The 21,717-nt window shown below is 72.6% G+C and carries 23 protein-coding genes; 14 read left to right on the top strand and 9 right to left on the bottom strand.

Annotated features, from left to right (window positions below; translation table 11 throughout):
• Window positions 1–177: 177 nt before the first annotated feature.
• The 3 genes from dapF to miaA form a co-directional block, all read right to left on the bottom strand.
• Complete coding sequence (dapF, locus tag AC4OXY_RS34400) at window positions 178–1,053, bottom strand: diaminopimelate epimerase (RefSeq protein ID WP_362822909.1); 876 nt, start codon at window positions 1,051–1,053, stop codon at window positions 178–180.
• A gap of 47 nt (window positions 1,054–1,100) precedes the next feature.
• Window positions 1,101–1,772 (bottom strand): hypothetical protein, encoded by a 672-nt coding sequence (locus AC4OXY_RS34395; protein WP_376287123.1) that lies wholly within the window; start codon window positions 1,770–1,772, stop codon window positions 1,101–1,103.
• Between the two features lie 107 nt (window positions 1,773–1,879).
• Window positions 1,880–2,818, bottom strand: coding sequence for a tRNA (adenosine(37)-N6)-dimethylallyltransferase MiaA (gene miaA / locus AC4OXY_RS34390; protein WP_362822908.1), 939 nt, complete (start codon window positions 2,816–2,818; stop codon window positions 1,880–1,882).
• Window positions 2,819–2,999: 181 nt separating this feature from the next.
• Between miaA and AC4OXY_RS34385 the strand changes: the two genes are divergently transcribed.
• Together AC4OXY_RS34385 and AC4OXY_RS34380 are read left to right on the top strand one after the other, a co-directional pair.
• Window positions 3,000–3,293 carry a hypothetical protein gene (locus tag AC4OXY_RS34385; RefSeq protein WP_356033657.1) on the top strand — a complete coding sequence of 98 codons (294 nt, stop codon included), beginning with the start codon at window positions 3,000–3,002 and terminating at the stop codon, window positions 3,291–3,293.
• A gap of 24 nt (window positions 3,294–3,317) precedes the next feature.
• Window positions 3,318–3,602 (top strand): antitoxin, encoded by a 285-nt coding sequence (locus tag AC4OXY_RS34380; RefSeq protein ID WP_491991599.1) that lies wholly within the window; start codon window positions 3,318–3,320, stop codon window positions 3,600–3,602.
• A 148-nt stretch (window positions 3,603–3,750) separates the two neighbouring features.
• Here the strand turns inward: AC4OXY_RS34380 and AC4OXY_RS34375 are convergent, their stop codons facing one another.
• Both AC4OXY_RS34375 and miaB read right to left on the bottom strand, forming a co-directional pair.
• The gene (locus tag AC4OXY_RS34375; protein ID WP_376287032.1) at window positions 3,751–4,464 is read right to left on the bottom strand and encodes a class III extradiol dioxygenase subunit B-like domain-containing protein; all 714 of its coding nucleotides are present in this window, start codon (window positions 4,462–4,464) and stop codon (window positions 3,751–3,753) included.
• 49 nt (window positions 4,465–4,513) lie between these two features.
• The gene (miaB, locus tag AC4OXY_RS34370; protein WP_491991598.1) at window positions 4,514–6,043 is read right to left on the bottom strand and encodes a tRNA (N6-isopentenyl adenosine(37)-C2)-methylthiotransferase MiaB; all 1,530 of its coding nucleotides are present in this window, start codon (window positions 6,041–6,043) and stop codon (window positions 4,514–4,516) included.
• A gap of 143 nt (window positions 6,044–6,186) precedes the next feature.
• Between miaB and AC4OXY_RS34365 the strand changes: the two genes are divergently transcribed.
• The 3 genes from AC4OXY_RS34365 to AC4OXY_RS34355 all read left to right on the top strand — a co-directional run bounded on the left by AC4OXY_RS34365 (window position 6,187) and on the right by AC4OXY_RS34355 (window position 8,782).
• Window positions 6,187–6,546 (top strand): DUF6204 family protein, encoded by a 360-nt coding sequence (locus AC4OXY_RS34365; protein WP_356033644.1) that lies wholly within the window; start codon window positions 6,187–6,189, stop codon window positions 6,544–6,546.
• Window positions 6,547–6,597: 51 nt separating this feature from the next.
• Window positions 6,598–7,041, top strand: a complete 444-nt coding sequence (locus AC4OXY_RS34360) for a MarR family winged helix-turn-helix transcriptional regulator (RefSeq protein ID WP_491991597.1) — start codon at window positions 6,598–6,600, stop codon at window positions 7,039–7,041.
• 271 nt (window positions 7,042–7,312) lie between these two features.
• Window positions 7,313–8,782, top strand: coding sequence for a hypothetical protein (locus tag AC4OXY_RS34355; RefSeq protein ID WP_491991596.1), 1,470 nt, complete (start codon window positions 7,313–7,315; stop codon window positions 8,780–8,782).
• On the opposite strand, the gene AC4OXY_RS34350 is transcribed toward AC4OXY_RS34355, so the two are convergent.
• Entirely contained in the window at window positions 8,779–9,198 is a 420-nt protein-coding gene (locus AC4OXY_RS34350; RefSeq protein WP_356033636.1) for a pyrophosphohydrolase domain-containing protein, read from the bottom strand. The genes AC4OXY_RS34355 and AC4OXY_RS34350 overlap by 4 nt on opposite strands.
• Window positions 9,199–9,304: 106 nt before the next feature.
• Between AC4OXY_RS34350 and AC4OXY_RS34345 the strand changes: the two genes are divergently transcribed.
• Window positions 9,305–10,303, top strand: coding sequence for a TAXI family TRAP transporter solute-binding subunit (locus AC4OXY_RS34345; protein ID WP_356033634.1), 999 nt, complete (start codon window positions 9,305–9,307; stop codon window positions 10,301–10,303).
• Between the two features lie 39 nt (window positions 10,304–10,342).
• Here the strand turns inward: AC4OXY_RS34345 and AC4OXY_RS34340 are convergent, their stop codons facing one another.
• Complete coding sequence (locus tag AC4OXY_RS34340; protein WP_356033631.1) at window positions 10,343–11,746, bottom strand: sensor histidine kinase; 1,404 nt, start codon at window positions 11,744–11,746, stop codon at window positions 10,343–10,345.
• Between the two features lie 9 nt (window positions 11,747–11,755).
• Window positions 11,756–12,442, bottom strand: coding sequence for a response regulator transcription factor (locus tag AC4OXY_RS34335; protein ID WP_356033628.1), 687 nt, complete (start codon window positions 12,440–12,442; stop codon window positions 11,756–11,758).
• A 290-nt stretch (window positions 12,443–12,732) separates the two neighbouring features.
• On the opposite strand from AC4OXY_RS34335, the gene AC4OXY_RS34330 reads away from it, so the two are divergent.
• From AC4OXY_RS34330 to AC4OXY_RS34295, 8 genes are all read left to right on the top strand, one after another.
• Complete coding sequence (locus AC4OXY_RS34330; protein ID WP_356033625.1) at window positions 12,733–13,509, top strand: amino acid ABC transporter ATP-binding protein; 777 nt, start codon at window positions 12,733–12,735, stop codon at window positions 13,507–13,509.
• Between the two features lie 76 nt (window positions 13,510–13,585).
• Window positions 13,586–14,416, top strand: a complete 831-nt coding sequence (locus tag AC4OXY_RS34325; RefSeq protein ID WP_362822903.1) for a glutamate ABC transporter substrate-binding protein — start codon at window positions 13,586–13,588, stop codon at window positions 14,414–14,416.
• A 124-nt stretch (window positions 14,417–14,540) separates the two neighbouring features.
• Window positions 14,541–15,206, top strand: a complete 666-nt coding sequence (locus tag AC4OXY_RS34320; RefSeq protein WP_491991595.1) for an amino acid ABC transporter permease — start codon at window positions 14,541–14,543, stop codon at window positions 15,204–15,206.
• The gene (locus tag AC4OXY_RS34315) at window positions 15,203–16,105 is read left to right on the top strand and encodes an amino acid ABC transporter permease (protein ID WP_362822902.1); all 903 of its coding nucleotides are present in this window, start codon (window positions 15,203–15,205) and stop codon (window positions 16,103–16,105) included. Before AC4OXY_RS34320 ends, AC4OXY_RS34315 begins: the two co-directional genes overlap by 4 nt.
• 177 nt (window positions 16,106–16,282) lie before the next feature.
• Window positions 16,283–17,887 carry an FAD-dependent monooxygenase gene (locus tag AC4OXY_RS34310; protein WP_356033615.1) on the top strand — a complete coding sequence of 535 codons (1,605 nt, stop codon included), beginning with the start codon at window positions 16,283–16,285 and terminating at the stop codon, window positions 17,885–17,887.
• A 77-nt stretch (window positions 17,888–17,964) separates the two neighbouring features.
• Entirely contained in the window at window positions 17,965–18,051 is an 87-nt protein-coding gene (locus AC4OXY_RS34305; protein ID WP_313960178.1) for a putative leader peptide, read from the top strand.
• A 67-nt stretch (window positions 18,052–18,118) separates the two neighbouring features.
• On the top strand, window positions 18,119–18,682 hold the full coding sequence (locus AC4OXY_RS34300) for a cupin domain-containing protein (protein WP_491991594.1): 564 nt from the start codon (window positions 18,119–18,121) through the stop codon (window positions 18,680–18,682).
• The gene (locus tag AC4OXY_RS34295) at window positions 18,679–19,131 is read left to right on the top strand and encodes a rhodanese-like domain-containing protein (protein WP_491991593.1); all 453 of its coding nucleotides are present in this window, start codon (window positions 18,679–18,681) and stop codon (window positions 19,129–19,131) included. The genes AC4OXY_RS34300 and AC4OXY_RS34295 overlap by 4 nt, the downstream gene beginning before the upstream one ends.
• Before the next feature lie 25 nt (window positions 19,132–19,156).
• On the opposite strand, the gene AC4OXY_RS34290 is transcribed toward AC4OXY_RS34295, so the two are convergent.
• Window positions 19,157–21,685 (bottom strand): ABC transporter permease, encoded by a 2,529-nt coding sequence (locus tag AC4OXY_RS34290; protein ID WP_491991592.1) that lies wholly within the window; start codon window positions 21,683–21,685, stop codon window positions 19,157–19,159.
• Window positions 21,686–21,717: the final 32 nt, after the last annotated feature.

The raw sequence follows: 21,717 nt of genomic DNA, 5'->3' as shown, positions 1-21,717 counted from the left end.
GACCGCCTCTCGCCGAGCGTGAAACGGATCACCCATTCGAGCGACGAGAAGAAGGTTTAGGTTTTGCGCCACGCGCTCATGGCGCGCCCGCGGTTCATCCGAGGTCGCGCGCCGCTCCGGGCGCCGGAAACCGCTGTTCCCGGCGCCCGGGGCGGCTGCCGTCGTGGTGACGCCTGGTCAGCCGAGGGCGTTTTCCAGCCATTCGCCGTCGATCTCGCCCTCGGCGACGATCACGGCCGGTCCGGTCATCTCGATCTCGCCGTCGGGCCGCTCGGTGATGACCAGGCGACCGCCGAGCACGTCCACGGTGTACGTCACCGGGGTGCCGGTGACGGCCGGGTCGACGCCGTCGCGCCGCGCGGTGGCCACGGCGACGGCACACGTGCCCGTGCCGCACGAGCGGGTCTCGCCGGAGCCGCGCTCGTGGACGCGCATGGCGACGTGGCGGGGGCCGCGGTCGACCACGAACTCGACGTTCACCCCGTCCGGGTAGGCCTGCGCCGGGCTGACCGGGGGCGCGTCGAGCAGTCGGCCCGCGTGCGCGAGGTCGTCGACGAAGGCGACCGCGTGCGGGTTGCCCATGTTCACGTTGCGCGCGGGCCAGCTGCGCTCGCCGACGGTCACCGTGACCTCGCCCTCGGGGAGGCGGGCCCGGCCCATGCCCACGGTGACGTCGCCGTCCTTCGCGAGGTGGACGGAGCGCACGCCCGCGCGCGTGGCGATCGTGAAGTCGCCTTCGGCCACATGTCCGGCGTGCTGGAGATAGCGGGCGAACACACGGACGCCGTTGCCGCACATCTCGGCGACCGAGCCGTCGGCGTTGCGGTAGTCCATGAACCACTCGGCCTCGTCCGCCATCGCCTTCGCCTCCGGGTGCGCGGCGGACCGCACGACATGCAGCACCCCGTCGCCGCCGAGGCCCGCCCGGCGGTCGCACAGGGCGGCGACGGCGGCCGGGGGCAGGTCGAGGGCGTTCCCGGGGTCCGGGACGATCACGAAGTCGTTCTCGGTGCCGTGCCCCTTGAGGAAGGGGATCCGCGTGCGCGTGCTCATGCCTCGATCGTACGGGGTGGGTACGACATACCGCCCCGGAGCAGGGGCTAGCCGCGCAGGCGGGCGACGCGCCACACCGCGAGGACGGCCACCACGGCCACCAGCAGCATGTACGCGAGGACGACCCGCCAGTCGACCCGGCGGCCGGAGCCGCGCGGGGGCAGGCCGGGCCAGGTGTAGCCCACGCGGCGGGCGGCCGTCATGCCCCAGCCCGCGGCGCAGGAGCAGATCAGCAGGCCGAGCATCGCGATGACGGCGCCGCTGTCGCCGAAGTCGAAGGCGAGCGGGAAGGCGAACATCAGGGAGCCGACGGCGGACAGCCCCACGATGGGCGCGAGCTGCCAGATGCGCAGCCGGCGCTGCGGGCGCAGCTCGACCTCGACCTCGGGCCCGCTCGCGTACATCTCCTCGGGCGCCGGCCCGTCGGCGGTCACGCCGTCCGGGGACTCGTCGGGGCCGTCGTCGGACAGCGGGTCCCCGAGGAGACGGTCGCCCACGGGCCGGTGATCGTCCGGCCGGTCGCCGGGCAGGTCACGGGTGAGGTGCTCGTCGGTCGGGCGGTCGCTGTCCAGGCGGTCCCCGGCCGGCGGGTCGCCAGCCGGGCGGTGCCCGGTCGGTCCGCACTCCGCGGCACGGGCCGCTCCGGCCGGGTCCGGTTCGTCACCGGCTGTGGTGACGTGCTCGGCACCTGGTGCGGTGTCGCGAGGGCCGGCCTCCATCGCCACGCGCCCTCCCAACTAGGCTCCACTTGGTCGATCGAAGCTCGATGATGGCACGGCGCCGAAGGCCTCGATGACCGGCGGCGCATCCCGATGCCATCACGTGATCAGGCTGTGACCGGTCGTTCGACCAACGCCAGGGCCTGGTGCGGAAGTTCCTCGCGGGCGGCCGCGGCCCCACTCAACCAGTGCACCCTCGGGTCGCGCCTGAACCACGAATCCTGCCGGCGCGCGAAGCGCTTGGTCGCGCGCACGGTCTCGGCCCTGGCCTCCGCGTCGGTGCACTCCCCGGCGAGCGCCGCGAGCACCTGCTGGTAGCCGAGCGCGCGCGACGCGGTGCGCCCCTCGCGCAAGCCCTGCGCCTCCAGTGCGCGCACCTCGTCCACCAGACCGGCCTCCCACATCAGGTCGACGCGGCGCGCGATGCGCTCGTCCAGCTCCGGACGCGCGACGTCGACACCGATCTGAACGGTGTCGTAGACCGAGTCGTGGCCGGGAAGGTTGGCGGTGAAGGGCCGGCCGGTGATCTCGATCACCTCCAGCGCCCGGACGATCCGGCGGCCGTTGCTGGGCAGGATCACGCGGGCCGCCTCGGGGTCGGCGGCGGCCAGCCGGGCGTGCAGGGCGCCCGAGCCGCGCAGCGCCAGCTCGTCCTCCAGCCGGGCGCGGACCTCGGGGTCGGTGCCGGGGAACTCGAGGTTGTCCACGGCCCCGCGGACGTACAGGCCGGAGCCGCCGACCAGGATCGGCCAGCGGCCCTCGGCGAGCAGGGCATCGATCCGGGCACGGGCGAGCTTCTGGTACTCGGCGACGGAGGCGGTGACCGTCACGTCCCAGACGTCGAGCAGGTGGTGCGGTATGCCGCCGCGCTCTTCGGGCGTCAGTTTGGCGGTGCCGATGTCCATCCCCCGGTACAGCTGCATGGAGTCGGCGTTGACGACCTCGCCGCCCAGCTGCTGGGCCAGGAAGACGCCGAGATCGGACTTTCCGGCCGCGGTGGGTCCGACGACGGCGATGACGCGGGGGGTGGGGAGTGCACTGCTCACCGCACCAGTTTCGCAAACCTCCGGGTGGGCTCTCGAACGAGTTACGTGACGCATGGGTTTTTGCGTCGTTGCCCGTGGCGAGATACCGCCTCCGAATCACGGAGGCGGTGACCCCGGCGGCGCAACCGTACGCACCGGGTGACGCGGGATTTCGCCCGCACGAGTACCGTATGGAGTGAATATGGGCGTGTTTGCTCGGATCTTCGGCAGGTCGAAGGCGACTCCGGAGACGCCGGACGCCGTGGCGCAGGCCGGTGTGGAGCCGGACGGAGCCGAGGCGGAGGAGGTGGAGTCGGCAGCTGCGGAGGAAACCGCCTCGGCGGAGGCGAAGGGTACGACCGGGGACGGGTGTGAGGACGCCTCGGCACGGTCCGGTGCCGGTGCGGACGAGACGTCCGACGGCTCCGGCATCCCCAAGCAGCAGTCCGCCGAGGAGGCCGCCGACAGCGCGACCGGCGAGGGCGCCCGCAGGTAACTGTCCCGCGAGGGAAGGTGGACCATGGGTCTGTTGGACAACATGAAGGCCAAGCTCGGCCCGGCCAAGGACAAGGTGTCGGACCTCGCGCGACAGCACGGGGACAAGGTCACGCACGGCATCGACAAGGCCGCCAAGGCCGTCGACGAGCGGACCAAGGGCAAGTACAGCGACAAGATCCACGCGGGCACGGGCAAGGCCAAGGAGGCCGTCGACCGCCTCGCGCACAAGGAGGGCACCGGCCCCGAGACGGACGGGACCGACCCGGCGACCCCCAACCGGCCGCAGGAGCCGCCCACGGCTTCCTGAGGCCGCGGACGGCGCCCTTGCGGCACGGGGGGACGGGCATCGGCGGACGGTCGTGGAGCAGCACCAACGGCTCCCGGCCGTCCGCCGTCTCACGGGTTCGGCGGGCCTTCGCACGTGCCGCGGCAGGCCCGGGACCGGATCTGACGTTCTAGGACCAGGTGGCGACGACGTACCCGACGCCGTACGGCGCGTCCTCGTAGAGCAGCGCGCCGGCCAGGTTCGCGCCCTCGGCGGCGCCGGCCAGGACCTGCCAGGGGGCGCGGCCGGAGGCCTTCAGCTCGTGGGCCAGCTCCGGGTCCAGCGCCCGGACGGCCGCCAGGTCCGCCGTGCCCAGCGCCCGCGCGACCCCGGCGTCGAACGGGGCCGCCCGCTCGTCCAGGTACCCCGGCGCCTTCAGCGTGCGGCAGGCGCTGGCGTCTCCCATCACCAGCAGCGCCACCCGCCCGGCCCGGGCACCGATCTCCCGCCCGGTCGCGAGGCACCGCTCGGGCGCCAGCGGCTCCCCGACGCCGAGTCCCTCGATCGGGGCGTCCGCCCAGCCGGTCCGCTCCAGCAGCCATGCGCCGACGGCGAGCGACGGCGGCAGCTCGCGCTCGGGGACGGCGTCCGTGGCCGGGCCCAGGCGTACGGCGGCGTCGACCCCGAAGCCGCGGAAGGAGCCCGGGGTGCCCTGCGCGAACGCACCCCGCCCGCTCCGCTCGGCGGGTCCGACGACCACCAGGAGGTCCGGGCGGGCGGCGGCGAGCACGCCGAGCGCGTCGGCGCAGGCCGAGCGGGCGACGTCCAGCTCGGGCGCGGCACCCGCGGCGACCTCGGGTACGAGCAGCGGCGGGCAGGGACAGGCTGCGGCGGCGACAAGCATGACCGGCAGCGTACGCCGCACGACGGCCGCCCCTTGTCGGGGCAGGCCCTCAGTCGCAGCCGCAGCCGCTTCCCGCCGCGGCCGGCAGCGGCGCGGGGACGCCGATCTTCGGCAGGCCCAGCATGACGCCGGCCGGCTTGGCGGCCTCGGCGGCGTTGCGCTTCTCCCAGGCGTCACCCGCGCGCGTGCGGCGCACGGAGAGGACGGGGCCCTCGGCGAGGAGGTGGTGCGGGGCGGCGTAGGTGATCTCGACCGTGACGACGTCGCCGGGGCGGACCTCCTGGTCCGGCTTGGTGAAGTGGACCAGGCGGTTGTCGGGGGCGCGGCCGGACAGGCGGTGCGTGGCGCCGTCCTTGCGGCCCTCGCCCTCGGCGACCATCAGCTCCAGCGTGCGGCCGACCTGCTTCTTGTTCTCGTCCCAGGAGATCTCCTCCTGGAGGGCGACCAGCCGCTCGTAGCGCGCCTGGACGACCTCCTTGGGGATCTGGTCGTCCATGGTCGCGGCGGGGGTGCCGGGCCGCTTGGAGTACTGGAAGGTGAAGGCCTGCGCGAACCGGGCCTCGCGCACGACGCGCATGGTCTCCTCGAAGTCCGCCTCGGTCTCGCCGGGGAAGCCCACGATGATGTCGGTCGTGATCGCCGCGTGCGGGATGGCGGCCCGCACCTTCTCGATGATCCCGAGGTAGCGCTCCTGGCGGTAGGACCGGCGCATCGCCTTCAGGACCGTGTCCGAGCCGGACTGGAGCGGCATGTGCAGCTGCGGCATCACGTTCGGGGTCTCGGCCATGGCCGCGATCACGTCGTCGGTGAAGTCGCGCGGGTGCGGGGACGTGAAACGGACGCGCTCCAGGCCCTCGATCGTGCCGCAGGCGCGCAGCAGCTTGCTGAAGGCCTCGCGGTCGCCGATGTCGGAGCCGTACGCGTTGACGTTCTGGCCGAGCAGTGTGATCTCAGAGACGCCCTCGGCGACCAGGGCCTCGATCTCGGCGAGGATGTCGCCGGTACGACGGTCCTTCTCCTTGCCGCGCAGGGCCGGGACGATGCAGAAGGTGCAGGTGTTGTTGCAGCCGACGGAGATCGACACCCAGGCCGCGTAGGCGCTCTCGCGCCGGGTCGGCAGCGTCGAGGGGAACGCCTCCAGCGACTCGGCGATCTCGACCTGGGCCTCCTGCTGCACGCGCGCGCGTTCCAGCAGGACCGGCAGCTTGCCGATGTTGTGCGTGCCGAAGACGACGTCCACCCAGGGCGCCTTCTGCACGATGGTGTCCTGGTCCTTCTGCGCGAGGCAGCCGCCGACCGCGATCTGCATGCCGGGCCGCGAGGCCTTCCTCGGCGCGAGCCGGCCGAGGTTGCCGTACAGCCGGTTGTCGGCGTTCTCGCGGACGGCGCACGTGTTGAAGACCACGACGTCGGCGTCGCCGTCCGAGCCCTCCGGGGCCCGCACGTACCCGGCCTCCTCCAGCAGCCCGGACAATCGCTCGGAATCGTGGACGTTCATCTGGCACCCGTAGGTACGTACTTCGTAGGTCTTGGGTCCCTGAACGTCCACTGCCCGGCTCCGGTCGCTGCTGCTGGTCATGGGTCAAGGGTAGGCGCTGGCCGGGGCGACCGGGATCGGCGGGCCGACGGGGTGCGGGCGGGGCCGCGATGCCGGCGCCGTCCCGGCCGGCCGGAGCCGAAACCGGGTGGAGCGGGCGCGTCCGCTGCGCCTAGGGTCGCGGAATGACCACACGTACGTTCCGGATCACCGTCCGCGGCGCCTTCGACGGCCTCACCGACGCGCAGCGGGCCGCCCTGCTGGCCGACGCCGCGGCACACGACGTGCTGCGCGCCGCGTTCACGCCCGAGGGCAGCCTCACCTACGACATCGCCGCCCGCCCCGCCTTCGTCTTCCGCTTCAGTGACACCGGCGAGGAAGAGGAGGACATCCTGGAGGCGACCGAGCGGGCCGAGGAGGCGGCGCGGGCCTGGCTGAGCGAGCGCGGCTACGGCTTCAAGAACCTGCGCTCCAGTGCCGAGGACCTCTCCCAGGCTCCGATGGGCAAGCGCCAGCGGCGCGCGGCGCGTTTCGGCGGAGCATAAACTTGAGTACTCAAGGATCCAGCAATGGCCTGCGGAGGGAGCGGGGCGGCGATGAGTGACACCCTCGACGCGGCCCTGCGCCTGGTCAGGGCGCAGGCGGCGCTCGTACGGCGCTTCGACTCCCGGCTGAGCGGGCTGCACGGGGTGAGCCTCGCCGACTTCACCCTGCTGCTGCGGCTGGGACAGGCGCCCGGCGGACGGATGCGCCGGGTCGATCTCGCCGAGGCCCTGGGCCTGACCGCCTCCGGGGTCACGCGCGGGCTGGCCCCGCTGGAGCGGATCGGACTGGTGACCCGCGAGCCGGACGCCCGCGACGCGCGCGTGGCCTACGCGTCGCTGACCCCGACGGGCCGCAGGCGGCTGGCGGAGATGCGCGCCACGGCCGAGGAGACCGCCGCCGAGGTCTTCGCCGTCCGGGCGTGGAGCGGTGAGGACGTCGCACTGCTGTCGGGGCTGCTGACCGGGCTCGGCGGGGCCGGGCTCGACGGCCGCTGAGCCCCGGCCCGTCACGGAGTCCCCAGGTGGCCGCCGTCCGCCCGGGGACGGCTGCCACCCGCAACACCCGTGCGCACGAGCGCACTTCGGCCAAGGATGGCCCGAACACGCCGTGTCACAGCTCACGTTCAGTTGTGGCCGGACGGTGAGGGAGCGATGGACACGGCGTGGCATGCTCATGGTTCGACATCGAGTTACCGGCCGGTACGACCGCTGGGCAACCCGCCCGCCGGCATCTCTCTGCCACCCCCCACTGCATCCAGGACCGACCTTGCGCAGACGCACGAGGCACAGGCACGCCCTGCTGCCCGCCCTCGCCGTGACCACCCTCTTTCTCGCCACGGCCTGCTCCTCCTCCGCACCGCACGCCGAACCGGCGTCGGCCGCCGGACGCGGACAGCCGTCCACGGCCATCGACCGTGCCGCCGACGGCACGGACCGCTCACTCGCCGTCGCCGCCGCTCCCGCCGCCCCCGCGACCGCCACGGCGGGCCCGCCGGGCAGCGGGCAGCGCGCACACCGGACCACGCTCGCCGTCAGCTCGTACGACAGCCGCACGCGACGGGCCGTACTGTCCGACGAGCAGCCCCGACAAGGGAGTTCGACCGCCACCCCCTCGGCCTCCCCCGCTCCTTCCGGCAGTTCCCCGGGCGTCGCGCACCGGACCGCCGTGGGCGACGTGATCGCCAGCGCGCCCGCGCCCGGGGCGCCGCACGGACTGCTCGCCAAGGTCACCAAGGTGATCGGCGAGACGGACCGGGGCACGCAGGTGCAGACGGAACCGGCCACGCTGAACGCGCTGCTCGGTGACGCCACCGCGAAAGGCGCCGTGCCGGTCGACCCCGCGTCCTTCGCCGTCGAGAAGCTGCTGCCCGGTGTGAAGGTGTCCTGGGCCAAGGCCGGTGACGTGCACGTCGGCCCGAAGGGCGCGACGGTGCCGCTCGGCAGTCTCCGGCTCGACGTGAGCGCCGCGGTGCCGACGGCGAAGGACGCCCCGGTGTCGGCCGGTGCCTCGGTGCACGGCTTCGTCCAGGTCGCCCCGCGGGTCGACTTCGCCTACGGCGGCACCGGCACCGGCGTGACACCCGGGTCGGCGTACCTCGGCGTGTCCGGTCGCTGGACCTCCGGCTGGTCGGTCGGGGGCCGGGCCGCCGCGACGACCGGCGCGCCGCTGCGGATCCCGTTCGCCACGCTGCACGCCGCCCCCGTCCTCCAGGTCGGCCCGGTCCCCGTCGTCGTCAACCTCGACCTGACCTGTTACGTCCAGCTCAGCGGTGACGGACACGTCACCGTCGACGTCGAGCAGAGCCTCAAGGGCGCCTTCACGGCGGGCGGCACCTTCGGCCCCGCCAAGGGCTGGACGCCGGTCAGCTCCTCGGACATGACGAGCACCCCCGTACGCGCGTCCGTCACCACCGCCGGGTCCCTGAAGACGGCGCTCGGCGCCGAGGCCTCCGTCGGCCTCTACGGCGCCGTCGGCGTCACCGCCGACCTGGCCCCCTACCTGCGCGGCGAGGCCTCCGGCACGGCCACCGCCTCATCCCGCGACGGCTCGCCCTCCGCCGGCACGGGCGGGGTGAAGGCCTCGATGGCCTGGCGCGTGTACGGCGGCGTCGACCTGTCCGGGACGCTGCGGCTCCAGCTGTCCGTGTTCGGCACGCCGATCGTCCACCGGGACATCCCGCTGGGCGCGCTGCACCGCGAGTGGAGACTGGCGGGCGGCACCCTGAAGACCCCCTAGGACCCCTGGGCGCCCGGCTCCGCCGGTATCCAGCCCTGGCCGCGCAGTACGGCCGACACGTCCGGGGCGCGGTAGTGCTCACCCTTGAGGACCTTGCCGTCGGCCCGGCGGGCGACCTGCCCGTCCGGGCCGATCTTGCTCATGTTGGCGCGGTGGATCTCGGCGATCACCTGGTCGAGGTCGATGCCGTGGACGAGCGCCGTCCCGTATGCGACGTAGACCACATCGGCCAGTTCGTGCGCGAGCTTGTCCAGCGGGCCGTCGACCGCGACCTCGGCGACCTCCGCGGCCTCCTCGGCGAGCAGTATCCCGCGGTGCGCGGCCAGTTGGGGGTCCACCTCCGCCGGCGTGCTGCGGGCGTCGAGGCCGAAGGCATGGTGGAACTCACGGACGAGGTCGGCGGGCGAAGTGCTCATGCGTCGACTCTAACGGCCGCCACTGACAGCGCCCGTGCCCTCCTCGTCGCCCGGGGAGTGACCCCGGCCCTGGTCATGGGCGCGCCCGGACTGGCAGGATCGCCGCATGTCGAAGGTGTTCCCCCGGCTCGGCAGGCGCCGGGCGCTGCCGGTCGCGGCCACCGGGGCCGTGCTGCTCGGGCTGCTGCTGTGGTGGCTGCTGCCCCTGGGCGAGAGGCCGCCGAGCGGGACGATCGTCTTCAGCACGGGCACGTCCTCGGGGGTCTACCAGGAGTACGGCGAGCGGCTGCGCACCGAGCTGGCCAAGGACATGCCCGGGCTGAAGGTCGAACTGCTCGGCAGCGCCGGTTCGCAGGAGAACGTGCAGCGGGTGGCGACGGGCAAGGCCGACTTCACCATCGCGGCGGCCGACGCGGTGGAGACGTACGAGCTGGCACACGGCAGCGGCGCCGGGCGGCTGCGCGGGGTGGCCCGGCTCTACGACGACTACGTGCACCTCATCGTGCGCAGTGACTCGGACATCCGCAGTGTGGCGGACCTGCGGCACAAGCGGGTGGCGACCGGGCTGCCGCACTCCGGGGTCCGGCTGATCGCCGACCGGGTGCTCAAGGCCGCCGGCATCGACCCGCACCGGGACATCACCCCGGCCGGTGACGGCATCGACACCGGGCCCGAGCGGCTGCGGCAGAACAAGATCGACGCGTTCTTCTGGTCCGGCGGACTGCCCACCAAGGGGCTGGCCGGGCTGGCGAAGGAGGCCGCGTTCACGTTCGTGCCGATCGACGGCGACCTCGTCGCCAAGCTGCACGACGAGGGGCAGGAGAACCGCTACTACCGGGCCACCAGCATCCCCGAGTCGGCCTACCCCGTCGTGCAGCAGGGCAGCGAGGTGCCGACGATCGCCGTCGCCAACCTCCTGATCACCCGCACGGACGTGGACCCCCGGCTGACCGAGTGGCTGACCCGCACGGTCATCAAGAGCCGCGACGGCATCGGTGCCCACGTCCACAGCGCCCAACTGGTCGACCTGCGCACCGCGATCTACACGGACCCGCTGTACCTCCAGGAGGGCGCCCGCCGGTACTACCGCTCGGTGAAGCCGTAAGGCGGCCGGAGCGGGGCGGACACGCCGGAGCCCGTCCCCTCAGTGCTCCCCGTGCCGCGGCACCCGCACCGTCACGCGGAGACCGCCCGGTTCGTGGTGGTCGTAGGTGATCGAGCCGCCGCCCGCCGTGAGCAACGCGCGCGTGATGGACAGGCCGAGGCCCGAGCCCTTGATGTTCTGGTGGCGGCCGCTGCGCCAGAAGCGGTCGCCCACGCGCGCGAGTTCCTCCTCGGTAAGGCCGGGACCGGTGTCGGTCACCACGACCATGGAGGTGTCGCCGTCGACCGCCACGGTGACCGCCACCGTGCCGCCCTCGGGGGTGAACTTCACGGCGTTGTCGATCACCGCGTCCAGGGCGCTGGACAGGGTGATCGGGTCGGCCCAGCCGGTCGTGGGCGGACACTCCCCGGTCAGCCGGACGCCCTTCGCGTCGGCGGCCGGTGACCACGCGGCCATCCGCTCCTCGGCGAGCGCGCCGACGTCGGTCAGGCTCAGGTCCGCCTCGGCGTGCTCGGCCAGCGCGAGGTCGAGCAGGTCGTCCAGCACCTGCGCGAGACGCTTGCCCTCGGTGCGGACCGAGGCGATCTCCTCGTTGCCCTCGGGGAGTTCGAGGGCGAGCAGTTCGATGCGCAGCAGCAGCGCCGAGAGCGGGTTGCGCAGCTGGTGCGAGGCGTCGGCGACGAAGGCGCGCTGCTGCTCCAGCACGTCCTCGACGTTGTCCGCCATCTCGTTGAACGACCGGGCCAGCCTTCTGAGTTCCGGCGGTCCGCCGGCCGCCGCGACCCGGGACTTCAGGCGTCCGGTGGCGATGTCGTGGGTGGTGGCGTCCAGGACGCGGACCGGTCTGAGCACCCAGCCGGTGAGCCGTAGCGCCGCCCCGACGGCCAGCAGCATCGCCGCGCTCTCGCCGGCCGCGATGAGCAGCCAGCTGTGCAGGATCCGTGACCGCATCTGCCCGGTGGGCGAGTCGGTGACCACGACCGCCACGACGTCCCCGTCCCGGATCACCGGCGAGGCGACGACCAGCCGGCTGCGCTGCCAGGGCCACGCCTGCCGCGGGTCGTGGCTGCGCCGGCTGAGCAGCGCCTCCTCGAACGCGTCCCGGACTTCCCCCCTCGGCGGTACGAACCAGTCGTCGGGGGCATTGGCCATGGCGGAGCTGTTGCGGTAGAAGACACCGGCCTTGATGCCGTAGACGCCGTAGTAGCTGTCGAGTTCGCTGCGCAGCGCCTCCAGGCGCTCGTCCGTGCCCGTCCGGCGGGAACCGCTCGGGCCGCCGGTGACGAACTGGGCGAGCGCGGCGAAGCGCGCCGTGTCGTCGATCCGGTCGACGACGACCTTCTGCTGCTCGGCGGCGGCCACGCTGATGGCGAGCGGCAGGCCGAGAGCGAGGAGTACGGCCGCCATCAGGACGATGAGCAGCGGCAGCAGACGTGCGCGCACCCGGCCCCGCTAGGCGGCCGGCGCGACGAGCCGGTAGCCGACGCCGCGTACGGTCTCGATCAGCGCGGGCATGCGCAGTTTGGCGCGCAGGGAGGCGACGTGCACCTCCAGGGTACGGCCGGTGCCCTCCCAACTGGTGCGCCAGACCTCGCTGATGATCTGCTCCCGCCGGAAGACGACGCCCGGACGCTGCGCGAGCAGGGCGAGCAGGTCGAACTCCTTGCGGGTCAGCTGGACGACCGAACCGCCCACGGTGACCTGGCGGGTGGGCAGTTCGATGCGCACGGCACCGAGCAGCAGCGAGCCGTCGCCGCCGGGCCCCGCGTCCTCGTGGGCGGTGCGCCGGCTGACGGCGTGGATCCGGGCGAGCAGTTCCCCGGTGTCGTACGGCTTCACGACGTAGTCGTCGGCGCCGAGGTTGAGCCCGTGGATGCGCGAGCGCACGTCGGAGCGTGCGGTGACCATGATCACCGGGGTGCCGGTGCGCTTGCGGATCTTGCCGCAGACCTCGTATCCGTCCTGGTCGGGCAGGCCGAGGTCGAGCAGGACGACACCGAAACCGTCGCTCTCGGGGACGAGCGCCTGGAGGGCTTCCTCGCCGCTACGCGCGTGCGTGACCTCGAAGCCGTGCCGCGCGAGGACGGCGGACAGGGCCGCGGCGACGTGGTTGTCGTCCTCGACGAGCAGCAGTCTCATCCCGTCCCCCTCCGGTTCAGCGGTCGTACGGTGTCGGTTCTCGTGCGTCTTGTAGCTGCACGCGCGCGTGCACCATGGCAGTGACGCCGATGGACAAGGACGGCGTCAAGAGGGTTCCGGTTGCCTGTCGCTTCCGTTATCCGGCCGATACGCGCGCGGGGAGCATGTGCTACGACACGTGTCCGTTTGCTATCGGATCGTGATGCTCAGATCTCCCTCAGATGTGATGACGCAGGTCACAGCGGCTCATTACTGTCCTCCGAAACCGAGCAGGACGGAGCACGAGAGCGATGACCGAAGCAGCGCTGACCAAGGAAGACACGGTCACGTCCGACGAACTGGTCGTGCTGAAGAGCGTCAACAAGCACTTCGGCGCGTTGCACGTGCTCCAGGACATCGACCTGACGATCGCCCGCGGCGAGGTCGTCGTGGTCATCGGGCCCTCGGGGTCCGGAAAATCGACTCTGTGCCGCACGATCAACCGCCTGGAGACGATCGACTCCGGCACCATCACGATCGACGGAAAGCCCCTGCCCCAGGAGGGCAAGGAGCTGGCCCGGCTGCGGGCGGACGTCGGGATGGTGTTCCAGTCCTTCAACCTCTTCGCGCACAAGACCGTGCTCGAGAACGTGATGCTGGGCCAGCTCAAGGTCCGCAAGGCGGAGAAGCAGCAGGCGGAGGAGAAGGCCCGGGCGCTGCTCGACCGGGTCGGGGTGGGCACCCAGGCCGACAAGTACCCCGCCCAGCTGTCCGGCGGTCAGCAGCAGCGCGTGGCGATCGCGCGGGCGCTGGCGATGGGCCCGAAGGTCATGCTCTTCGACGAGCCGACCTCGGCCCTCGACCCCGAGATGATCAACGAGGTCCTCGAGGTCATGCAGCAGCTCGCCCGTGAGGGCATGACGATGATCGTCGTCACCCACGAGATGGGATTCGCGCGCTCGGCCGCGAACCGCGTCGTCTTCATGGCCGACGGCCGGATCGTCGAACAGGCCACGCCCGAGCAGTTCTTCAGCAACCCGCGCAGCGACCGGGCCAAGGACTTCCTGTCCAAGATCCTGCACCACTGAGGGCGCGCCGCCCGGGCGGTGCCGACCGCCCGCCCGCACGGACCTCGATCTCTCCTCCACGCAAAGGAAGTTCACGATGAAGCTCCGCAAGGTCACCGCCGCTTCGGCCGCCGTTCTCGCCCTCACGGTGGGCGCCACCGCGTGCGGCGGCAAGAACTCGAACAGCGCCTCGGACGGCAACAAGATCAAGATCGGCATCAAGTTCGACCAGCCCGGTCTCGGCCTGAAGCAGCCCGACGGCTCCTTCTCGGGCTTCGACGTGGACGTGGCCACCTACGTGGCCAAGCAGCTCGGTTACAAGCCGGACCAGATCCAGTTCGTGGAGACCAAGAGCGCCGACCGTGAGAACGCGCTCCAGCGCGGCGACGTGAAGTTCATCGCCGCCACCTACTCGATCACCGACGAGCGCAAGCAGAAGGTCGACTTCGCCGGTCCGTACCTGCTGGCCCACCAGGACCTGCTGGTCAAGAAGGACTCGACGATCGCCAAGGGCACGGACCTCAACCAGAAGAAGCTGTGTTCCGTGACCGGCTCCACCCCGGCGCAGCACATCCAGAAGACGATCGCCCCGAAGGCCAACCTGAGGGAGTACAGCTCCTACTCGGAGTGCATGGCGGGCCTGCAGAGCGGCGCGGTGGACGCGGTGACCACCGACGACTCGATCCTCGCGGGCTACGCCGCGCAGGACAAGTACAAGGGCCAGTTCAAGCTCGCCGGTCTGAAGCTGAGCAACGAGAACTACGGCATCGGCGTCAAGAAGGGCGACTCCGCCACCCTCGACAAGATCAACAAGGCGCTGGAGAAGATGGTCAGCGACGGTTCCTGGGACGCCGCGGTGAAGAAGGACTTCGGCCCGGCGAACTACAAGAACGAGCCCGCGCCGAAGATCGGCCAGATCGTCAAGTAACGCGGAACTCCGCCGGCGCTGACTCCGGCGGGTGACGCAGGGTCACCAAGGCGCGCCGCCGCCGCTCTCCCGGCGGCGCGCCCCGCCCTCCACGTACGCCACACACCCGGAAGCGCGGGAGATCGTGTTCGACTTTCTTTCTGGTTACGACGTCCTAGGGGCGTTCTGGATGACGGTGAAACTCACCGTCCTCTCCGCGGTCGGCTCCCTCGTCTGGGGCACCCTGCTGGCCGCGATGCGGGTCAGCCCGGTCCCGGTCATGCGCGGCTTCGGCACCGCCTACGTGAACATCGTCCGCAACATCCCGCTGACGATCATCATCCTGTTCACCTCGCTGGGTCTCGCCGACGTCTTCGGAGTGACGCTGGGCGCCTCCGACTTCAAGATCCAGGGCTTCCGCCTGGCGGTCCTCGGCCTCATCGCCTACACCGCCGCGTTCGTCTGCGAGGCGCTGCGCTCGGGCATCAACACCGTGCCCCTCGGCCAGGCCGAGGCGGCCCGCGCGATCGGGCTGAACTTCGGCCAGACCCTGCGCCTGATCGTGCTGCCGCAGGCGTTCCGCGCGGTCGTCGGTCCGCTCGCCAACGTCCTGATCGCGCTGACCAAGAACACCACCGTCGCGGCCACCATCGGCGTCGCCGAGGCCGCGGCCCTGATGAAGACCATGATCGAGAACGAGGCCCAGACCCTGGCGATCGGCGCCGTCTTCGCCCTCGGCTTCGTGGTCCTGACCCTGCCGGTCGGCCTGCTCCTGGGCTGGCTCGGCAAGCGACTGGCGGTGAAGCGATGAGTTCCGTCCTCTACGACACGCCCGGCCCCCGTGCCAGGCTGCGCAACGCGCTCCTGTCCGTCGTCTTCGTCGTCCTGCTGGCCGCGCTGGCCTGGTGGGTCTGGACGACGATGGACGACAAGCAGCAGCTGAAGTGGGCGCTGTGGCAGCCGTTCACCACGTCCGAGGCCTGGACGACGTACCTGCTGCCCGGACTCGGCAACACCCTCAAGGCCGCGGCGCTGTCCATGGTCATCGCCCTGCCGCTCGGCGCCGTCTTCGGCATAGCCAGGCTGTCGGACCACCGCTGGGTGCGCGCGGTGGCGAGCGTGGTGGTCGAGTTCTTCCGGGCGATCCCGGTGCTGCTGCTGATGCTGTTCGCCAGCGAGTTCTACAACCTCTACACGCAGGTCAGCAGCGACGACCGGCCCCTGTACGCGGTGGTCACCGGCCTGGTGCTCTACAACGCCTCGGTGCTCGCCGAGGTCGTGCGGGCCGGCATCCTGGCCCTGCCCAAGGGCCAGACGGAGGCGGCGTACGCGATCGGTCTGCGCAAGGGGCAGACGATGACCAGCATCCTGCTCCCGCAGGCGGTCACCGTGATGCTGCCGGCCATCGTCAGCCAGCTCGTGGTCATCGTGAAGGACACCGCGCTCGGCGGTGTGATGCTCGGCTTCACCGAGCTGCTCAACAACCGCGGCACGCTCGCGGCCAACTACGCGAACGTCTTCGCCAGCTTCGTCGTCGTCGCCGCCATCTACATCGTGCTCAACTTCGCCCTGACCTCCTTCGCGAGCTGGCTGGAGCGCCGGCTGCGGCGCAGCAAGCGCAGCACGGGCGCGGTGCTCGGCGCGGAGGACCTGGAGGAGCTGAATCCGGCCGCGGTGGGTGGCACCGTCGGTACCGGCAGCGCCGCCTGACACCTCGGCACTCACCCGTACGGGCCCCTGGGGCAGTGGCATGATCGCCACTGCCCCTTGTCGCTTGACGCAAACTCTGCCAATGGGTTGCATACGTTCTGTGATCGTGCACCCCGCTTCACCTTCTTGTTCACCGTCGTCCGTCGAGGCACCGCTGCGGGCAGGGGGCGCCACGCCGTGGACCCGGTGATCGTCGTCGGAGCCGGGCCCGTCGGGCTCACGCTCGCCCTGGCGCTGGCCCGCCAGGAGGTGCCGTCCGTCGTCCTGGACGAGGGCCCCGGCAAGGACGAACCCCGCCCGGCGCGCACCGTCGTGCTGCGCGAGGACACGGCCGCGCTGCTGCAGCGGCTGACGGGAGTGCCGCTCGACACCTACGGCATGCGCTGGGCCGGATGGCGGTCCCTCAGGCGCAAGCAGGTGATGAACGAGGTCGACTTCACCGAGGCGGGCCCCGCCGCCCCGCTGCACATCGCCCAGCACGTCCTCACCGCCGCCCTGCGCACGGCCGTCGCCGACGATCCCCTGGTGAAAATGGCCGTGGACAGCCGCCTGGACGCGATCGAGCAGGACCGTTCCGGCATCACCGCGCACTCCCGCGGCCCCAAGGGCACCTGGTGGCGCGGCAGTTACCTGGTCGGCTGCGACGGACCGCGTTCCACGGTGCGCAAACTCCAGGACATCCGCTTCCCGGGCCGTACGGCGGTGGAGCGGCACGCGGTCGCCGCGCTGCGCGCGGAACTTCCGTGGGAGGGCCGAGCGTTGATCCATCGGACGCCGCCGTGGCGGCAGTCCGGGCCCTCGGCCGTGGAGGTGACCGCCCGCCCCCTCCCGGACGGCGTGTGGCGCCTGGACTGGCTGCTGCCGCCCGGCAGGGACCTGGTCACGCCCGAGACCCTGGTGGCCCGGATCCGCGAGACGCTCGCGGGCTGGACGGACGGCACCACACCGCCGTACGACCTGCTCGACACCGGTGTCCACACCGTGCACCACCGGCTGGCCCGCCGCTGGCGCGCGGGCCGGGTCCTCCTCGCCGGGGACGCCGCGCATCTGCTCGGCGCGCTCGGCACCCAGGGGCTCGACGAGGGCCTGAGGGACGCCGACAACCTCGCCTGGAAGCTGGCGCCTGCCTGGCACCACGGGCACCACGAGGCGCTGCTGGACAGCTACCAGACCGAGCGGCGCGCCGCCGTCTCCGCCCGGCTGCGGGCCGCCGACCAGGTACTGCCGGTGCTGCGTGGCGGAGGCGGGCTGCGCCAGATGGTGCCGGGCACCGCCCGGGGCCACGACGCGCTGCTGGCGGACGGCCACTTGGGGCGCGGGGCGCTCGGCGCACCGGGGACGTACGCCGACTCACCGCTCGCGCCCCCGCCGCTGGACGGCCGGATCCCGGTCGGGACCGCACCCGGCGCGCAGGTCACCGACGTCCGGGTCACCGCGGAGGACGGCTCGTTCGTCCGGCTGCGCGACCGGCTCGGCCGCGGCGCCCTGCTCGTCGTGCTGATCGCGCCGGGCACGGGCGTGTGGGACCGTAAGCACTGGATGTCCGCCGGGGTGATGCCCCGGCTCGCGGCGGCCGTGACCGCGCTGCCGCACCCCGCCGAGCTGCTGGTCGCCGAGGACTACCCGGGTGCGCCGGCGCACAGCGTGCTGCTCGTACGCCCCGACGGCCACCTGGTCACGGCGCTGAGCGGGGTCCGTCCGGCCGCCCTGTACTCGGCGGCGGAAGCGGCGGTGGGCGGCGCGGTGAAGGAGGAGGCGGAGGCCGCCTCCGGCGCGCGCTGACCCGTACACCGATCACGCTCTGTCCACATGGTGACGGTGAGTTGACCGGAGTGCACGCGCATGCTGTACTCCGGACCATGACCGACACCTGTGTGCGCCTGTGGCGGAGGGTCCACATGGACCTCGTCCGCTACGCGGGCTGTGTGTGTCGTCCGTCCTGCTGAATTCGCTCCCCCTCCCTCTCCGGGCGCCGTCGTGCGCCCGTTTCCGCGAACTTCCAGGACGGTGCTCGTGTCTGTCTCCCCTGCTTCCGCGTCCCCTGCCGCTGCTTCCGTGCGTCCTGCCTCGCCCGGTGTCCGTTCGGCGCCCACCCAGGCGGACCTGCTCGCCTTCGCCCGGCGTACGGCCACCGACGCCGCGCTGATCGCCTCCCTTCCGCTCGACCCGGAGGGCCGTACCTGGGTGCGGCTGGAGGGGCCGGGCGGCAGCGAGGCCTGGCTGATCGGCTGGCCGCCCGGCACCGGTACCGGCTGGCACGACCACGCCGAGTCGGTCGGCGCGTTCGTCACGGCCTCGGGCGAGCTCAAGGAGAACTCGCTCGCCGCCCGGCTGCCCACCGACGGCTGGCAGACCCTGGAACTCTCCGAGGGCGTCGACCGCGTACGCCGCCTCCCCGCCGGCGAGGGCCGTGCCTTCGGCCGCCACCACGTCCACGAGGTCCTCAACGCGTCCCGCACCGAGCACGCGATCTCCGTCCACGCCTACCACCCGCCCCTTCCCCGTATCCGCCGCTACAGCCGCACGGGTCAGGTACTGCGCCTGGAGCAGGTGGAGCGGCCGGAGGACTGGCAGTGAGCGGCACGGAGGAGACCCCGGCGGGCGGCACCGGACCGGCGGCGGACGCGGGCGAACGGCCGCTCGGCATCGACGCGTTGCTGGAGCGGGTGCGCGCGGGCTACCGGCGTATCGAGGCACATGAGGCGCACGAGGCGGCGCGCACCGGGGCGGCGCTGCTGGTGGACATCCGGTACGCGGCCCTGCGCGAGCGGGACGGGCTGATCCCCGGCGCTCTCGTCATCGAGCGCAACGAACTGGAGTGGCGCCTCGATCCACTAGGCAGTCACCGCGTTGCCGAGGCCACCGGCCACGATCTGCGCGTCGTGGTCCTCTGCAACGAGGGCTACGCCTCCAGTCTCGCCGCCGCCTCCCTGCACCAACTGGGCCTGCACCGGGCGACCGACCTGGTCGGCGGCTTCCAGGCGTGGCGGGCACAGGGGTTGCCGGTGGAGCCGCCGGCGCGCTGACGACGGCCGCCCCGGCTCCTGGGTGCTACTCCCGGGCGGTGGCCACCGTCACCGCCCGCACCCGCAGCGCCGCCCGCCCCGGGACCGCGCTGCCGACGAGTGCGAGCAGAGCGGCCACCGCGACGACGGTGAGATGGAGCAGGGGCGTGACCGTGGGCGCGGCCCGGCCGGTCATGCCGACGCTGAACGCCGTGAGCACGGCGAGGGCGATCCCGCTGCCGAGCGAGGTGGCGAGGAGCAGCAGGCTCAGCACCTCGGTGCGCAGCATGCGCAGCACCTGGCGGCGGGTCGCCCCGGCGAGCCGGAGCAGGGCGAACTCCCGGACACGCTCCGCCACCGACATGGCGAGCGTGTTGACGACGGCGATGGCGGTGAAGGCCAGCACTAGCCCCATGGCGAGGTAGTTGACCTCGGCGTTCGTCTGTTGCCGGTCGGCCTGGAGGGCGTCGGCGTCGGCCGGGGAGAAAACCCGAAGCCCCGGGAACTCACGGAGGGTAGTCGCGAGTTGTGTCTGTGTACGGGCTGTGCTGACGAGGACGGAGGAGGCGAGCGGGTTGTCGACGTGCCGGGCGAGGAGGTCGTGGGCGAAGGTGAGATCGCCGAAGCCCAGACCCCGGGCATAGACGGCGGCGACGGTGAGCGTGGCGGGCGTGCCGTCGCCGAGGGTGAGTTTCAGGGTGCTGCCGGGCGCCAAGTGGTGCTGATCGGCGGCCAGTCGGCTGACGGCGACCGTGTCCGGGCCGAGCCGGTCGAGGGAGCCGGCGGTGACGTCCGGGTCCCAGGTACGGGTCAGACCGGCCGGGGTGACACCCTGCGCCGGGTACTTGTCGAGACCGATGCGCACGGTCGTGCGGACGACCTCGGTGACGGTGTCGTGCCCCGCGCGCAGCCGCTGGGCGGCCTCGTGGGGGACGCCGGGCCCCTGCGCGGCGACGACCCAGTCGGCCCGGACCCCGTCGCGGACCTGGGCGCGGGCGGCGTCGCCGAGGGTGGACTGGACGAACAGCACGGTGCAGGTCATGCCGACGAGCAGGGTGAGGGGGGTGACGACAGAGGCCATCCGGGCGGCGTTGCCGCGCAGGTTGGCGGTGGCGAGGCGGCCGCCGTGACCGGTGAGCCGGAGCGGGCCGGCGAGCAGCAGGGCGGCCGCCCTGACGAGGAGCGGGCCGAGCAGGGCGACGGAGGTGGACAGGACGACGACGGCGAGGAACGTCACGGGAGTCGAGGCGGGCTCGGTGCGCAGAGAGGTGAGGACGACGACGAGGACGGCAGCGCCGGCGAGAAGCAGCAGCCCGGCCGCGGTCCGGCCCCACGCGGGACGACCGGGTGCGATCCTGGCCTCGGCCAGCGCCTCGGTCGGGCGGATGCGGGTGATCCTGCGGGAGGCGATCCGGGCCGCGGCCCAGGCTCCGAACAGGGTGGCGGCGAGAGCGGCCAGTGGCGGGAAGACACTGACGGTGCGTTCGAGCGTGGCGGGTACGGCGCCCAGGGCGACGAACCTGGCGTACAGCGCGCCGCCGAGCGGCAGCCCGAGCAGCGCGCCCACGGTGCCCGCCGCCGCGCCGACGATCAGCGCCTCCCGGCCGAGCAGGGCGCGGATCTGCCCGGGGGTGGCGGCGATGGCGCGGAGCAGGGCGAGTTCCCGGTGGCGCTGCTGCACGGTGAGTCCGAAGGTGCCGACGACCACGAGCACCGCCACCAGCAGCGCGGTGCCGCCCATGGCACCGCCCATGCTGACCAGCCGGGTGCGGGCGTTCGCCGCGTCCAGGAACTCGGCGGGCCCCCGGGCGTCGCCACCCGCGACCTGGACGGAGGTGCCGTCAAGCACCGCCGCCACGGCCTGTCGCATCCGTCCGGGATCCGTCCCCCGGACCGGCAGCACCCCGAACGCGCTGACCTGCCCCGGACGCCCGGCCAGCCGGCGGGCCTCGGCGGCCGAGAAGAAGAGGGAGGTCTGGTGGCGTACGACGCTGGCGGGGGCGGCGATACCGGTGATCCGGTAGCTGCGCGGGGTCCGGGTGGACTGCACGGTGAGCCGGTCGCCGGGGTGCAACCGGGCGCGTGCGGCGAGGTAGTCGTCGACGACCAGTTCACCGTCGGACCGGGGCGCGCTGCCCGCGGTCAGCCGGTACGGCGTGAGCGCGGCGGAGTCCCAGGCGTGCCCGTAGGCGGTACGTCCGCCGGTCCCGGCCGGGGTCAACGGCTGGGCGAGGAAGGTGAGTTCGGGCACGACCCGGGACACTCCGGGGACGCTGGCGAGTCGGCCGCGCAGTCCCTCGTCGACCCAGGCGCGCTCGGCGATGGGTTTCGCCTTGTGCTTGACCTTGGTCTTGCCCTTTTTGTGCTCGACGGTGGTCTGGTGGACGTACGGGTCTCCGGTGACCACGACGGGGGTGGCAGCGTAGCGCTCGGTGCGGATGGTGCCGCGCAGGCCGGTGTCGAGGAGGGTGCCGCAGGCCGTGATCAGAGCGGCCGCGCACATCAGCGCGAGGAAGGCACCGAGAAAGCCCGCCTTCCGGGCGCGCACTGTCTGGAGGGCGTAACGCAGCATCATCGGGGCGGGCTCTCTTCTGTTGTACGCGTCGG

The sequence above is a fragment of the Streptomyces sp. HUAS MG56 genome (genome assembly GCF_058673395.1).
This window is presented reverse-complemented; position numbering and strand designations above follow the sequence as displayed.